Source organism: Bradyrhizobium sp. CCGUVB14, from assembly GCF_024199935.1.
Lineage (GTDB): Bacteria > Pseudomonadota > Alphaproteobacteria > Rhizobiales > Xanthobacteraceae > Bradyrhizobium.
On record NZ_JANADS010000001.1, the window covers coordinates 5352563 to 5367675 of the forward strand.

The window sequence follows — 15113 nt, forward strand, 5'->3', positions numbered from 1 at the left end:
ATGGATCCGCAGATCATCATCGCCCGTCGCGTCGCCCAGGAGCTGAAGAGCGGCAATCTCGTCAATCTCGGCATCGGCATTCCGACCCTTGTCGCCAACTACGTCGCGGCCGATCTCAAGGTGTTCTTCCAGTCGGAGAACGGCCTGATCGGCACCGGCCCCATCCCGGAGCATGGCATGGCCCACCCCCTGCTCACCGACGCCGGCGGCCGTCCGATCAGCGCACTGCCGGGTGCGGCGACCTTCGACAGCGCGATGTCGTTCGGGCTGATCCGCGGCGGTCATGTCGACGTCACCGTACTAGGCGGTCTCCAGGTCGATGCACACGGCCTGCTCGCCAACTGGATGATCCCCGGCAAGATGGTCCCGGGCATGGGCGGCGCGATGGACCTCGTCAGCGGCGCCAAGCGCGTCATCATCGCCATGCAGCACGCCGCCAAGGGCAAATCGAAAATCGTCGCCAAATGCACCCTGCCCCTGACCTCTGCGCGACCGGTGAGCCTGGTCGTCACCGACATGGCCGTGATCGGCTTCCCCGACGGAAAGGCGACGCTGCTGGAGACCGCCCCCGGTGTCAGCGTCGGCGAGGTCATGGCGGTCACGGAGGCCGAGCTCGCCGTCCCCGACAACGTCGCCGAAATGAAGCTCTGATCAGGGGACCGTCATGCGGATATTCAGCGACCTCAACGAGATCAAATCCGCGGTCGGTACGGAGATCCCCGACGGCTTGCACGTGAACGACCATCTCGTGATCGAGATCGAAGACGGCAAGAAGCCCGCCTGCGTCGCCGAGTCGATCGCCCTGCACTGTCGTTGACGGACGCGACGCTCAATCGATGATGTGATATCCGCCGTCGATATAGAGCACGCTGCCGGTAATCAGCTTGGCGCCATCGAGCGCCAGGAACGCGGTCGCGTTGCCGACATCGTCGATGCTGACGAGGCTGCGCGCCGGCGCCTTCGATTGCGCCTTGTCCATGAGCTCGTCGAACTCCGGAATGCCTGACGCCGCACGCGTCGCCAACGGCCCAGGCGAAATCGCGTGCACGCGGATTCCCTTCGGTCCAAGCTCGGCGGCGGCATAGCGGACGGCCGCCTCGAGCGCCGCCTTTGCGACGCCCATGATGTTGTAATTGTCCACCACCATCTGGCTGCCGTAATAGGTCATGGTGAACATCGTGCCGCCGTTCTTCATCAAGGGCTCGGCCAGATGAGCCATCCGCAGGAAGGACCAGCACGACACGTCCATGGTCTTGAGGAAACCGTCGCGGCCGACGTCCACGACACGGCCGTGCAGCGCCTCCTTGGGCGAGAATGCGATCGAGTGCAGCAGGAAATCGAGCTGCCCCCATTCCCTCGCGATGCGCTCGAAGACCGCCTCGGTCTGGCCTTCGGCCATCACGTCCAGCGGCATGAAGATCGGCGCCTCCAGCGCCTGCGCCAGCGGCTCGACGTGCTTCCTGGCGCGGTCGTTCAGATAGGTCACGGCGAGATCGGCACCGAGCGCGCGAAATGCGCGCGCGCAGCCCCAGGCAATCGACTGGTCGTTGGCGATGCCGACAACCAGGCCCTTCTTGCCCTTGAGGGCCACCTTGCTGTCCGGGAATGCCGGGATCATGACACCCTCTCAGGTCGTGTGTTGTGGGATTGACCGTTCATCAGCATCGCCAATGTGTGCTGCGCGATCATCAATTCCTCGTCGGTCGGAACGACATAGACGGGGATCAGGCTGTTGGCCCGCGAGATCCGCCGGGAATGGCGGGCGTTCTCGCCCGCATCGAGCGCCACACCGAGCCATCCGAGCTGTTCCGCGATGCGTGCGCGGATCGATGCGGAATTTTCGCCAATCCCGGCGGTGAAGACGAAGGCGTCGAGCCCCTGCAGGGCCGCCGCCAGCATGCCGGCGTTGAGGCCGATCCGATAGACGAAATAGTCGATCGCCAGCCTCGCCTGCGGATTTGCGCTGGCTTCCAGTTCCCGCATGTCGTTGCTGACGCCGGACAGGCCTTTCAGGCCGCATTCGCGATAGAGAAAGTCCTGGGCCTGCGCGGGCGTCATGCCCTTCTCGGACATCAGATAGAGCACCACGCCCGGATCGATTTGTCCGGGACGCGTGCCCATCGGCAGGCCGTCGAGCGCGGTAAAGCCCATCGTGCTCTCGATGCTGCGCCCATCCTTGATCGCGCACATCGAGGCGCCGCTGCCGAGATGGGCAACGATCACGCGTCGCCTGGCGATGTCGGGCGCGATGCTCGGCAGGGTCCGTGCGATGTATTCGTACGACAGCCCGTGAAAACCGTAGCGCCGCACCCCCTCGGCATGAAGCTGATGCGGGATGGCATAGTGATCGGCGACCACACCATGCGTGCGGTGAAAAGCGGTATCGAAGCATGCCACCTGCGGCAGCGCGGGGAAGTTCGCCAGCAGCGAGCGGATCGGCGCGAGATTGTGCGGCTGATGCAGTGGCGCCAGCGTCGCGAAACGTTCGAGGCGAGACACGACGCCGTGGTCGATCAGGACCGGCCGCGAAAAGTCCGGGCCACCATGGACGACACGATGGCCGACCGCGATCGGCGTGACATGGAGCTCGTCCCGCAGCCAGTTGCCGGCGACGGCCATTGCGGTCGGGACATCAGGTACAGCCTCGATGGGATAGGCGCGATCGGCCAGCGGATCACCGCTCGCGCCGCTGGCCCGCAGGCGCGGCCGGCTGCCGATGCCGTCCATCTGTCCCTTGATCTGGCGGCGAAGCGCACCGTCGCCTTCGACCGAATAGACCTGGAACTTGACACTGGAAGAGCCGGCATTGACGACCAGGATCGTATCCATGGCGGTCACGCCGCGACTGTCGGCGCCTTCCGGCGCCGGGCGTGAGCGTAGAGCGCGGCGACCGCGCATGAGGCCATCCGCGCCCGCGGCGAATCCGCCCGCGAGGTCAGGACGACGGGGACCCTGGCGCCGAGCACGATGCCCGCGCCGTCGGCCTTGGCAAAATAGGCGAGGTTCTTGGCCAGCATGTTGCCGGACTCGAGATCCGGAACCATCAGGATCTGTGCGCGCCCGGCGACCTCGGATGTGATGCCCTTGATCCGCGCAGCTTCGGGATCAATGGCGTTGTCGAAGGCCAGCGGGCCATCAAGCACGCCGCCGGTGATCTGGCCGCGGTCGGCCATCTTGCAGAGAGCGGCTGCTTCGATGGTGGAGGGAATCTTCGAGGTGACCGTTTCGACCGCCGACAGGATCGCCACCCGCGGCAATTTGCCGAAGCCAGCCTGGTTATAGAGATCGATCGCGTTCTGGATGATGTCGCGCTTGGCGTCGAGATCGGGAAAGATGTTGATCGCGGCATCCGTCACGAAGATGGTCTCGGCATAGGCCGGCACGTCCATCACGAAGACATGGCTGATGCGGCGGTCGGTGCGCAGGCCTCCGGTCTTGGCCGTGACGGCGCGCATCAGTTCGTCGGTGTGGAGGCTGCCCTTCATCAACAGCTCACCCCTGGCGGAATGAATCAGCTCGACGCCCTTGGCGGCAGCGTCGTCGCTATGCGCGGCATCGACGATCTCGAATCCGGACACGTCCAGATCGAATTTCGCCGCGGTGTCCCTGATCCTCTTTGCGGGGCCGACCAGGATCGGCCGGATGATGCCCGCGCTCGCGCTGTCGACGGCCCCGCGCAGCGAGGTCTCGTCGCAGGGGTGGACGACGACGGTCGGCGTGGGTGGCGCGGCCCGGGCCGCGGCGATCAGGCGGTCATATTTGCTGCCGGACTGGGTTTGCGTCGCATCGGCTGACATCCTGTCACTCCCGCTTGCGCCAATGCGCGCTATGACGCTTTTGCTTTGGGGTCGAAAGGGGCGACGTTCGACGTCCACTCTCCTTCCCCGTCCAGTCCGAACAGCCCGGCGACCCGCCGCAGACGGTTCGCACGCTCGCCGCTGATGTCCTCGCTCGCCGACAGCACCTCGCGCATCGCAGCGAAAGCCGCGCGCTTCTGATTGAGATCGTTCGGCAGCATATTGGGAATAGCGCCAAGCGCCGCGTCCCGGTCCAGCAGCAGCATGAAGAATTGCTCGCGCACCAGCGTCTTGAACGCCTGCAGCGTCATCCGATCGCCGGGATGATCGCGCCGGATCTGGCGCAGCGCCTCGATGCTCCGCTCGTCCACCATGCCGCGTGCCGAACCGACATAGAGCAATGCGCGGATGGCCGCCTCGCGAAGGCCGCCCTCTCCCATCCGGGACTTCAGCTCGGCGATCCGCTTGTCGAGCATGGCGCGGTGCTCGGCCGACATCTCGCGGAGGCGCGACGGTACGGAATTCGGATCCACGCCGACCGCGGCCTGCAGCGCCGGCGAACCGTAGACGTTGAGGAAGATCGTCTCGCTCAGCGCTTCCTGCGCATCACGCCAGCTATCCAGCGCATGGACGATCTGCTTCGAGAACTGCTCCTGGAATGCCAGGAACGGATTGTCCTTCGAGACCGGCCTGCGATTGTCCTCGACGCGATCAGCCGCCGACTTGATGGCGGCCATCCAGGGGTTCTTGGTGCTGAAGGCTTCGTATTGCATCCGGAGCGGATGCATGTTGCGCGCCCAGTCCGCCACCTGGGGCGTGACCATCTTCTTGAGCCATGGCTGCACGAACTTTTGATAGGCCGCGAGATTGAGCTCCGAGACGCGCTTCGCCGCCGCGAACCGCCGCTCGTCTTCGGGCGAATTTACTCCCATCGCGCGAATATCATCCAGCGTCCGCGCCTCGCAACGCATCACCCACTGCCCGGCAGCCAGATCGGCATTGCGGGTGTCGGAGCCCCTCGCCTGGAATGTGGCTTCGTACAGCCCGGGCGGCAGCACGTCGATCAGGTCGATATTGCTGGAAAACTCCGCATGCTCCTTCTTCGCGACGCCCCCGGAGACGAAGATGCCGAGATGGCCGATGCTCTCGTGAACGGTGTAGACGATAGTCTGGCCATAGGCCCTGATCTCGTCGACATCGGCGTAACAATCGAGGATCCAGTCCAGCGCCTGCTGCGGCGGGGTGACGTTGTCACCCCTGGAGCAGAACACCACGATCGGCGAGCGGATGTTGCGCAGGTCGACTTTCTGACCGTCGGACATCTCGATCCGGCCGGCGGCGAGATTGTTGCCGATGAACAGTTCGTCGACGATGAACTGGATTTCTTCGGCATTGAGATTGACGTGTCCGCCCCACCAGCGCTCGAAATCGAGATAGCGCTCGGCCTCGGTGTCGACCTTGGAATAGACGTTGTACTGCTTGGTCCAGAGCGTGTTCGACGGATTCTGGTTCTCGAAGTTCTGCACCAGCCAGGCGCCGTCGAACTTGCCGGCGCCGAGATCGCTCGTCATCGCCGTGAGCCAGCTGCCGCCCAGCAGTCCGCCGGAATAGCGCATCGGATTTTTGCCGTGCACGCCGGCCCAATAGGCAAGCGGTGCGCCGGCGATGATCAAAGGCCCGAACAGTTCCGGCCGCAGCGACGCCAGGATCATGACGGCCCATCCGGCCTGGCAGTTGCCGATCACGCACGGCTTGCCGTCGGCGTCGGGATGGCGGCTGATGACCGTCTCGATGAATTTCGCCTCCGCGCGCGCGATGCGCTCGATGGTCTGGCCCGGTACCGGCTCGGGCAGGAACCCGATGAAATAGCAGGGATGACCAGCCTTCATCGCGACGCCGATCTCGCTGTCCGCCTTGAAGCCGCCGATGCCCGGACCATGACCGGCCCGCGGGTCGACCACGACAAACGGCCGTCGGTTCATGTCGATCTCGACATCCTTCGGCGGAATGATGCGCACCAGCGCGTAGTTGACCGGCTCCTCCAGCGAGCGGCCATCCGTGATCAATTCTGCAGCATATTGCAGCACATGCGGTGCAGTCTGCGCGACGTGCTCGCGATACTGGTCGCCGCGCTGGCGCATGATGTCGAGAAACAGGACGCTGCGTTGTCCCGCATCGACCATGTATTCAACGGCCGAGGCGACCAACCCCGACATCGGACCATCAGGCAGCTTTGGGATTTCCGTCGCCATGTTCGACCTCGTCGTCACGCGAGGTCATTCAAGAGGGCCGGCTGTTGCCGTCGTTGATATAGGTCAACGGTCGGCGACGGCGTGCGCGTCAATCGAGATCAATATCGCCCGATTCCTCGACCGCGCAAGAGAGCGACAAGAGAGCGACGCGAGAGCCAAATGTCCGATGCCGCAAATTTCATCCGTCGCGAGACGCTGCGCGACGGACGATTGATCGAAATCAGGGCACTTCGCCCCGACGACGAGCTCGACATGCTCGCTGCGCTCGAAGAAACCAGCGCACAATCGCTCCAGCGCCGCTTCTTTGTGACGAAACGCCATTTTTCCGAACGGGAGCGCGCTTTCTTCATGGAACCCGACTTCAGGAGCCATGTGGCACTCGTCGCGTGCACGGACGACGCGGGCCGCAGCACGATCATCGGCGGTGGCCGCTATGTCATGTCCGGGCCTGGACGGGCCGAGACGGCTTTCGTCGTGATCGATGCCTGGCAAGGGTGCGGTATTGGCGGGCTGCTGACGGGCCACCTGATCGCTATCGCCCGCGAGGCTGGATTGACGGAGTTGACCGCGGAGGTGCTGTCAGACAACGCGGCGATGCTCCGCGTCTTCAAAAAATTTGGATTCACGCCAGCAACGACCTGCGAGCCCGGCGTCATTCACATGACATTGAAGCTGACCTAGCATGTCGGCGAGAAACGAGCTGGTGGCCGACTGGGTGTCCTGTGATTCATTCGCTGGTGGCTGGAACCAGGACGCTACCGATCCAGTTGTGAGGTGTTGTCTTATTGTTGCGTAGTCCAACCATGTCGTCGTTATCCAACCATCAGTCTTGGACACTTTCACAGGCTTCCAAGACGGTCTTGGTCTTGCTCGCGATCTATTTCCCGGTCGCGGTATATCTGCACTACAGCTACGTCCCGAAACCCGACCCGCCGAAGGCCGCGACGCTGGCCGGCCCGTTCCGCAAGCTCGATAACAAAGCTTATCAAGCCCTGATCCCGGGGCTCGACGGGCTCGCCGATTTTGATAGCGCACCGACCCGGTCGACAGTCACCGTATTCGAGAACGGAAGGCAGCTCGGTCCGGCGCATAGTCTCAAGACAATCGCCGACGGCAGCTATTCGCATCGGCGCGGCAGCGGCATCATCTTCTCGGCCAGCGACAACAGCGACCCCAACACCAACGGGCGAACCTATTCGCTGACATGGCAATGAGCGCTCATCGCGGTTGTCTGGCAGAGCCGCGGCGGTCGCGGCGCCGATGTTCGGCCTGCCTTTAGAAAGGGAAAGGCCGCAGAGTGGTTCCAGCCCCTCCTGCGGCCATCCCGGGCAACTCGAAATTGCTTAGTACTCAAATCTCGCCGGTGTTCTCACAGTAGAACACCCCGTTCCGAAAATGGATTCCGTAAAACTACCGGAGTCCGCCATTCCCAGGATTGCACCTCAAGCGCGAACATGGCACGGCTCGTTTGCCAGCCCCCAAGCTCCCGGCAGCCGATCCAATTGCGGATTTGAGCGCCGGGAGTGCCAGCGCTCCCCGATCCATCGCCGCGAGACAACGAGGCCCACGAGGTCGCCAAGGAGTATGCGGACGATCAGCGGGCCGTGGGCGGACTCCTGAGCTTTGACGTGTCAGCACGAAAGGCAGTGGCCTCCAACGCAGCATCGATTGTCGTGAAGCTCGTTCGAGGAAGCGGTGCCGCCTTGGGCGCGAACAATTTCGACGCTCTTGTGATTAACCACAAACGACTAGCACAGCTGGCGCATTCGTAGAGTTTCAGCTCGAAGCCTTCAGCCACCGGAAAAAGTGCCTTGAGCACCCTGGGTTGGCAGCAAACTATGCATCCAGCTTCGCCGTGCACGCTAGTCCCCATAGAAGCAATTCCGGCTTCAACGAAGAGACCTGAGTCGAGAATGCGAGACAATGGCGCGGTGTAGAGTATTGCGATGCGTGCTCAAACGGCCACATTGATGTTTGCCGATTTCCGATAATCGCGACGCCAGCTTCACACAAGCTAGCCCGTCGTTACCGGTTGAACGTTATCGAATAATGGAATCTGCGGTTGCTTGCCGATTCCGCTCAAAGGCGTACGCTTCAACTGATTTGCAAACACGGAGGCACCGCATGACTGCAGTCCTCGTTTTCAAAGTCGCTATCGTTGGATTGAGTGTTTTTTCGACGGCTCTTGTTTATTCGCTTATTCAAAGCTTTTGAAAAAGACCGCCTCAGTGGGCGGCCCATCTCAATTCATCGTTCGACCGAACGCTAACCGTTGAGCCGCTCCGAGGCAGTCTTGTCGCGGACCGAAATCCTAACGCCAAGCGTCCCACGCGCGATCGCTGTTCACGTCGCGAGTGAGCGTGCGAAGCGTCGACTAGGTCGGCTTCACTGTCCTAACCTGACGTCACGTGTGTCATTACGCGACATAAAACGTTGGCACGATCTGTGCTGACTATCCCGGACCGGGTTTTTGCAAACCCACCCGGGGCTGGAAAGTCGCCGCCCGCGATCATTTAAGCGGGCGGCGTTTTTATTCGCGGAAACAAAAGGCCCCAGCCCGGGGCTGGCCGGCTGAGGCCTTTGCGAGCACACGGCGATACGCCGCGCGTCTCATTGCACCACCACTGTCTCAAATCAAAGTGTCCCAATTCGGATTTGCGGGTGTCCGAATTCGGACGGTACCGGAGAGGCCGACGCCAGGGTAACGACCAATCGCCAAAGCCTCTCAGTCCCGCCCGGCAGCTTGAGCTCCTTACCTGTAGACTCGGCGTTCCGGCATTTCGAGTGACAGGAAGGAAGTCGACATGGCGGGCGCGACGCCCCCACTTCTTCGCAGTTGCAAAAACAACAAATTCGCCTGTGGCATAGTTCACAACCACGACGTACGGCTCTGCCTAGACTTGGCCCCATGTGGAGCCTCGTCATACGAGCCCTGATCGTTGTTGCCGTCGCGCTAGTCGCGGTGACTGCCATGTACGACGGACCGTTCAAACCGCTAGCGACCGTGGCGATGCCTGCGGTGAATGTTCCCTGACAGCAGCACTAGACACAACGCTACCGTACACGTGAATCGTGGGGGATTTCATATCTCTCAAGGCGCTCAACGCCTGCCTGTCGCTGATGTTCTCCGAGCCACAGCACTAGAAACACATAAGCGCAGACTGCAGCCGCAAGGCCAAAATAGAGCCTTCGCATGTCGCACTAAATGCGGCAGCTAGCCTGCAGTTCCTGCCATGCAGCCGAACCAGCTTCCGTCCATAGCGTTACCCGCAATGGACTCAGATATGATCCAACAACACCTTGCCCAAGCCGAAGGGCACGTCGCCAAAGGCAGGCAGATTGTTGCGCGCCAAGAGAGACTAGTAGCGGACCTACATATGCATGGTCACGACACCACCGATGCCTGCAAAGTGCTCGACACTCTGGCAGATGCGCTGACCATCCACGAAGCTGACGTCCAGCGCCTTCGCGATGAACTGAAGGCTGCCAGCCGGCCGTTGGCGTCCCTTACCTCGCGCTAGCCTGAATCGACGCGTGCTGCTCTGGCGAACTTATGTGCTGTGTGACCACAATTGCGGTCGCGCCTGCCAGAAGAACGCAGGCGTAAAATACGACAATGCCGCGCGCCCAATGCTTCCGAGTGACCGTGTCTTCAGACGTACCGTTCGCAGGCTCTGCCAAGAACTGGCTCGCGACATGAGCGCAATCCTGCTGGAAGTCATCCATGGGACCAGCCTCCTAGTGGAAACTGCACAACACGATCTGCTCAGGATGCTTCCGCGTAACTTCGTGAGGGGTGGAAAATGGTTTCGTTGCCTTCGCAACAGATCGCCACCAGCGCGTTATCTGGCAGGGAAACTTACCCCAAACACCAGCCAGGCCTTCAAACGCACAGGCGCTCCATCCAGTTGATATCGGGCCGCCGCCATCCCATGCGTTGTTTTAGCTCCGGCCAGTACCTTCAACCCGTTACAGCCTACCCCTTTTTTGCCGTGGCCTTTCCGGCCGTTTGAGATCAGGTTCCAGTTCTGAACGGAACTCTAGTCAAGCGCGTTCTCATGGCTCAGTCTCCATCCATCGTGCCGCTGAGTGCGGGCAACCGCGATGTCTATATTGTGCTTGAGGACTTCGGCGGCCGTTTGGGACGGGCCTGGTCTGAAACGGCAGAAGAGGACAGCAATCGTGCGACTTTGCTGCGGCACCTGATCGAAGGCCATTACATTCGTCCAGCTCGCATCGTCGCCTTTAACACGACGGAGGGATGGTCGCGCGATGTGACCGCGGAAATCGCGGATGAGCTGCGCCGTCGCTTTGTTGAATTCGAGGAGGTGTCGCCCTCCATGCTGGAATTCCTTGAGAGAGCGGCGAAGCACTGAGCGAACTGCCCGCTTCTCCACATCCCGCGCCGTGCGCCGCTCCCGAACGATATCGACGCCGGGGGTGCTGCGATCGCCCTTCACCTTTAGCCGCGCAGCGTCCCGAACCAATCCGAGCATCCTTGAGCGAGACATCCTTGAACGAGTCGAGGCCGTGCCAGCGCTCCTTGCCGTCTTTCCAGTAGCGATACGCCCAGCTCCTTGACGTCGGACCGGTGACGATCAGATAAAGGCCGCCACCGTCGGCATACTTCCCGGGCTTGGTCTCCCGCTCGACGTCGAGCGCCTTCAATCTTCCGGACATGCGTTCCCCTCCGTAAAACCATCCTCCGAACCCACGGTCAAAATCTGCGGTCACAGCTCGAATTGAGGCGAACACTTGCGAACGTGCAAGTATAGCGTCTTCGAGCAGACCTTTGATTTTGCTGTGAATTCCGAATAGGTGCGAATAGTGGAAAACAATATACTGGCGGAAGGGGTGGGATTCGAACCCACGGTACCCTTGCGGGCACGCCGGTTTTCAAGACCGGTGCCTTAAACCACTCGGCCACCCTTCCAAGCCTTGAAATTGTTTAGCTTTTCGCCACTTCGCAGAGACCATTTCGAGGACTCTGCTACCGCTTTGCTACCCAACGTCGTCGGTTCGCTTCTTTATGGCGGCTCGCATGGCGTCGTCAACCGCTGCGACCGCTTCGCCCTGCATGTTCGGCATCAGATGGCTGTAAATGTCCATCGTGATCGCGATTGAGGAATGGCCTGGCCGTTCCTGCACGATCCAGGAAGCGCGACCAACAGCGGCTCATGACGCCCCCTTCGACTGATGCGATGACAATAAGGCCCGCCGGCTGCCGCTGGCGGGCCTTCAGCACGTGTGCCGTTCAGGCAGCGCTAGAACTGACTTGAAGACAAAATCGGTCCGGATATGCCGCTGTTGTTTCGGTTGTTGCCATAGCTGATCACGTTTCCGGAGACGTTTTTGATACCGGTGGTGTTGTTGAAAAGGTCATTATTCGACAGCCGCGTCGTACCACCTTGATTCAAAATACCTGTTACGTTGTTTGAGATCGCATTGTTGGTTGCAGCAATGTTGGCACCTTCGTTGTCAATCCCGGCGGTGGTATTGCCGGACAGCTCGCTATTGGCGATGGTGGCATTGATGCTCGCGCCGAGGGAAATTCCGAACCCGTTGTTGAATGACCTGAAGTTGTTGATCTGCAATTTCAGGGCGCCACCTGTTGCGGCTCCCAATCCGGCCCCGGCAACGTTCCGTGCGACGGAATCGACGATCGTGAGGGTCCCGGCAGTCGGACGAACATCCGCAATCGCCTGCTGCGAGAAGTTCGACATCGTCACGTTTTCGATTGAAACGGAGTTCGCGGCGAGAATATTGATCGCCCTGAGTCCGAGAGTTGTCCCCGCACCGTCGATGCTGAGGTTGCGCAAGACGACATTGCTCCCGGGAGAGTTGACGTTGATGCCGTTGGTCCCCGAGGCAAGGATGGAACCAAATGTTCCACCGCAGTCGATTGTGATGCTTTTGAGAATTGTTACCGTTCCAAATCCGCCCGCATCGACGCAATCGATTTCGCCGCCATCTGCCGTCTGGGCAATCGCCCCGGCAAAGGTCTTGCAAGGTGCGGCGCGGCTGCACGCATTTACGTCGTCGCCCACACCTGACACCCAGGTTCGCGTCGCCTGAGCCTGGGCAGGGACTGACGAGACTGACAGACAGGTAAGACCAACAAATAAGGCCCATCCAATTATTCGGCGCATGGCTTTCTCCAAAAATCCAAGGATAAGCCAGCCATTCGTCGTCTGCCTCAACCACACGGTTGAGATCGATCGCCTCAGCCACGTTTCTTGCAAGACGGCTGCCGCCGCCTGCCCCGCCTTTCCGCCGGAACGGGATCTGTCAGGCGCCCGTCAGTTTGGTGCTTTAGCCTCGGTCGGGACTGGCGATGCCACCCAGGGCGTCGCCGGTCGCGAGGCCCGGTTGGATTCGCCTCCATTTCCGGGCCTCGTTTGGCTTCGCCGGCAAAACAAAACGCGGCGCCCTTTTGGGGCACCGCGTGAAATCTTGTTTGTTGCGATGATGGTTGTTGTTGCGTCGGCTCAGTAGCCGCAATTGCCGCAAGCAGGCTGCACCGGTGCGTAATAGGAATAGCCCGGCGACACCATCTCGACGCGCTGGCGCGTGGCGTATTGCGGCGGGATGCGCTCGTACTGGACGCTCGGCGGCGCCACCATCACGGTCTGCGGAACCATCACGGTGCGATACTGCGCCGGCGTGCGATGCGCGACGGTCGAACCGGGCGACACCATCACGGTTTCGTCGACCGTGCGGTATTGCGGCGCGACGTATTGCTGCTGATAGCAGGTCGTGCACGGCTGCGGCGGCGCGTAGCAATTGTAGCAGCCGGCGGAGGCCGCGGTCGTCATGGCAAGTGCAGCGACGGCCGTGGAGAAAACGACAGCAAGAGTACGAGACATTAGGTTGGTGCCCCAGTTGCCCAAAATGGATTTGCGAAGGTCGATCGCAGTATACGCCGCAAAATCCTGAGCTGCCGAAGTTCGTTGAGGCATCCTTAATGCGAACGGCCGGTTTTCACCGGCCGTTCAGAACTTGTTGACCATGCACGACCGCAACGTTTGCGATCGCGTCTACGCTGGGTGTGCTTACTTCGTGCGACGCTTGACTTCGCGCACCGCGCCGCGCGCAGCGCTGGTGGTGAGCGCAGCGTAGGCCTGCAGCGCGGTCGAGACGTTGCGCTTGCGCGCGGCGGGCTGCCAGGCGGCGTCGCCCTTGGCCTCCTCCGCGGCACGGCGATTGGAAAGCTCCTCGTCGGAGATTTCGAGGTTGATGCTGCGGTTCGGAATGTCGATCGCGATGCGATCGCCGGTGCGCACCAGACCGATGTTGCCGCCTTCGGCCGCCTCCGGCGAGAGATGGCCGATCGACAGACCGGACGAACCACCGGAGAAGCGTCCGTCGGTGACGAGCGCGCAAGCCTTTCCGAGGCCCATCGATTTCAGATAGCTCGTCGGATACAGCATTTCCTGCATGCCGGGACCGCCGCGCGGGCCTTCATAGATGATGACCACGATCTCGCCGGCCACGACCTTGCCGCCCAGAATGCCTTCGACGGCCGCGTCCTGGCTTTCGAACACGCGCGCGGGGCCGGAGAATTTCAGGATCGAGGAATCGACGCCCGCGGTCTTCACGATGCAGCCGTCCTGCGCGAGATTGCCGTAGAGCACGGCCAAGCCGCCGTCCTTGCTGAAGGCATTCTCGAGATTGCGCACCACACCCTTCTCGCGATCGGCATCGAGCTCGTCGTAGCGGCGCTCCTGGCTGAAGGCGACTTGTGTGGGGATGCCGCCGGGCGAGGCGCGATAGAAGGTTCTGATAGCCTCGCTCTTGGAGCGCTTGATGTCCCAACGCTCCAGCGCCTCGTTCATCGTCGGCGCGTGAACGGTCGAGACCGACGTGTCGATCAGGCCGGCGCGGTCGAGCTCGCCCAGAATGCCCATGATGCCGCCGGCACGATGCACGTCCTCGACGTGCACGTCGGCGACCGACGGGGCGACCTTGCAGAGCACGGGCACGCGGCGCGACAGCCGGTCGATGTCCTGCATGGTGAACTTCACCTCGCCTTCGTGGGCGGCGGCCAGCAGATGCAGCACGGTGTTGGTCGAGCCACCCATCGCGATGTCGAGCGTCATCGCGTTCTCGAACGCCTTGAAGTTCGCAACGTTGCGCGGGAGCACGGAGGCGTCGTCCTGCTCGTAATAACGACGAACGAGATCGACGATGGTGTGGCCGGCCTCGACGAACAGGCGCTTGCGGTCGGCGTGGGTGGCGACCACCGTGCCGTTGCCGGGCAGCGCGAGACCCAGCGCCTCGGTCAGGCAGTTCATGGAGTTGGCGGTGAACATCCCCGAGCAGGAGCCGCAGGTCGGGCACGCCGAGCGCTCGATCACCTTGACGTCCTCGTCGCTGACCTTGGAATCAGCGGCAGCGACCATGGCATCGATGAGGTCGACGGCCTTGGTCTTGCCCTGCAGCTTGACCTTGCCGGCTTCCATCGGGCCGCCCGAGACGAACACGGCGGGGATGTTGAGCCGCAGCGCGGCCATCAGCATGCCGGGCGTGATCTTGTCGCAGTTGGAGATGCAGACGAGGCCGTCGGCGCAGTGCGCGTTGGCCATGTACTCGACGCTGTCGGCGATCAGCTCGCGCGACGGCAGGCTGTAGAGCATGCCGTCATGGCCCATGGCGATGCCGTCGTCGACCGCGATGGTGTTGAATTCCTTGGCGACGCCGCCGGCCTGCTCGATCTCGCGGGCGACGAGCTGGCCGAGGTCCTTGAGGTGGACGTGGCCGGGCACGAACTGGGTGAAGGAGTTGACCACCGCAATGATCGGCTTGCCGAAATCGCCGTCCTTCATGCCCGTCGCGCGCCAGAGGCCGCGGGCGCCCGCCATGTTACGGCCGTGGGTGGTGGTGCGGGAGCGATAGGCTGGCATGGCGGTTTCCGTCCTCGGGTTTGACCGGCCGGGCGGGAAAATATGGAGCCGCCTCAGGCCTTTCCGGCCGGATAGCGCACGGGGTGGGCCGGCGCAACGGGAACTTGCCCCGAAAGGGCCCAGATCGGCTCGGTGCAGGCCTCCCCTGCTCCCGGCGCGGC

The 15113-nt window shown here is 62.1% G+C and carries 13 protein-coding genes, 1 tRNA gene and 1 pseudogene; 6 read left to right on the plus strand and 9 right to left on the minus strand.

Annotated elements, in window-relative coordinates:
• Window positions 1-651 carry a 3-oxoacid CoA-transferase subunit B gene (locus NLM32_RS24885; RefSeq protein WP_254131496.1) on the plus strand — a complete coding sequence of 217 codons (651 nt, stop codon included), beginning with the start codon at window positions 1-3 and terminating at the stop codon, window positions 649-651.
• Window positions 652-664: 13 nt separating this feature from the next.
• Window positions 665-817: a hypothetical protein gene (locus tag NLM32_RS24890; protein WP_254131497.1), complete on the plus strand. Its 153-nt coding sequence runs from the start codon at window positions 665-667 to the stop codon at window positions 815-817.
• A gap of 12 nt (window positions 818-829) precedes the next feature.
• Here the strand turns inward: NLM32_RS24890 and fabI are convergent, their stop codons facing one another.
• Genes fabI through NLM32_RS24910 form a run of 4 tightly spaced genes read right to left on the minus strand, consistent with a single transcriptional unit; the run spans window position 830 to window position 6049 of the window.
• A complete protein-coding gene (fabI, locus tag NLM32_RS24895) occupies window positions 830-1618 on the minus strand; it encodes an enoyl-ACP reductase FabI (protein WP_254131498.1) in 789 nt (262 codons plus the stop codon).
• Window positions 1615-2829 carry an acetate/propionate family kinase gene (locus tag NLM32_RS24900; protein WP_254135409.1) on the minus strand — a complete coding sequence of 405 codons (1215 nt, stop codon included), beginning with the start codon at window positions 2827-2829 and terminating at the stop codon, window positions 1615-1617. Before NLM32_RS24900 ends, fabI begins: the two co-directional genes overlap by 4 nt.
• A gap of 5 nt (window positions 2830-2834) precedes the next feature.
• Window positions 2835-3797, minus strand: a complete 963-nt coding sequence (locus NLM32_RS24905; RefSeq protein WP_254131499.1) for a phosphate acetyltransferase — start codon at window positions 3795-3797, stop codon at window positions 2835-2837.
• Window positions 3798-3826: 29 nt separating this feature from the next.
• The gene (locus tag NLM32_RS24910; RefSeq protein WP_254131500.1) at window positions 3827-6049 is read right to left on the minus strand and encodes a DUF3141 domain-containing protein; all 2223 of its coding nucleotides are present in this window, start codon (window positions 6047-6049) and stop codon (window positions 3827-3829) included.
• 159 nt (window positions 6050-6208) lie between these two features.
• Here NLM32_RS24910 and NLM32_RS24915 point away from each other — a divergent pair, with 159 nt between their 5' ends.
• The 4 genes from NLM32_RS24915 (at window position 6209) to NLM32_RS24930 (ending at window position 10425) form a co-directional block, all read left to right on the plus strand.
• Window positions 6209-6730, plus strand: coding sequence for a GNAT family N-acetyltransferase (locus NLM32_RS24915; RefSeq protein WP_254131501.1), 522 nt, complete (start codon window positions 6209-6211; stop codon window positions 6728-6730).
• Between the two features lie 185 nt (window positions 6731-6915).
• The gene (locus tag NLM32_RS24920) at window positions 6916-7263 is read left to right on the plus strand and encodes a hypothetical protein (RefSeq protein ID WP_254131502.1); all 348 of its coding nucleotides are present in this window, start codon (window positions 6916-6918) and stop codon (window positions 7261-7263) included.
• A 2070-nt stretch (window positions 7264-9333) separates the two neighbouring features.
• Window positions 9334-9570 carry a hypothetical protein gene (locus NLM32_RS24925; RefSeq protein ID WP_254131503.1) on the plus strand — a complete coding sequence of 79 codons (237 nt, stop codon included), beginning with the start codon at window positions 9334-9336 and terminating at the stop codon, window positions 9568-9570.
• A 537-nt stretch (window positions 9571-10107) separates the two neighbouring features.
• Window positions 10108-10425, plus strand: a complete 318-nt coding sequence (locus NLM32_RS24930) for a hypothetical protein (protein WP_254131504.1) — start codon at window positions 10108-10110, stop codon at window positions 10423-10425.
• A 169-nt stretch (window positions 10426-10594) separates the two neighbouring features.
• On the opposite strand, the pseudogene NLM32_RS46385 reads toward NLM32_RS24930, so the two are convergent.
• The 5 genes and pseudogenes from NLM32_RS46385 to ilvD all read right to left on the minus strand — a co-directional run.
• Window positions 10595-10729: pseudogene (locus NLM32_RS46385) on the minus strand (integrase arm-type DNA-binding domain-containing protein); the annotation flags it as partial.
• Between the two features lie 163 nt (window positions 10730-10892).
• A tRNA-Ser gene (locus NLM32_RS24935) sits at window positions 10893-10982 on the minus strand.
• A gap of 331 nt (window positions 10983-11313) precedes the next feature.
• Entirely contained in the window at window positions 11314-12096 is a 783-nt protein-coding gene (locus NLM32_RS24940; RefSeq protein ID WP_254131505.1) for a hypothetical protein, read from the minus strand.
• Window positions 12097-12537: 441 nt separating this feature from the next.
• Window positions 12538-12864: a hypothetical protein gene (locus NLM32_RS24945; protein WP_254135410.1), complete on the minus strand. Its 327-nt coding sequence runs from the start codon at window positions 12862-12864 to the stop codon at window positions 12538-12540.
• Between the two features lie 237 nt (window positions 12865-13101).
• Window positions 13102-14952, minus strand: coding sequence for a dihydroxy-acid dehydratase (gene ilvD / locus NLM32_RS24950; protein ID WP_254131506.1), 1851 nt, complete (start codon window positions 14950-14952; stop codon window positions 13102-13104).
• Window positions 14953-15113 lie beyond the last annotated feature (161 nt).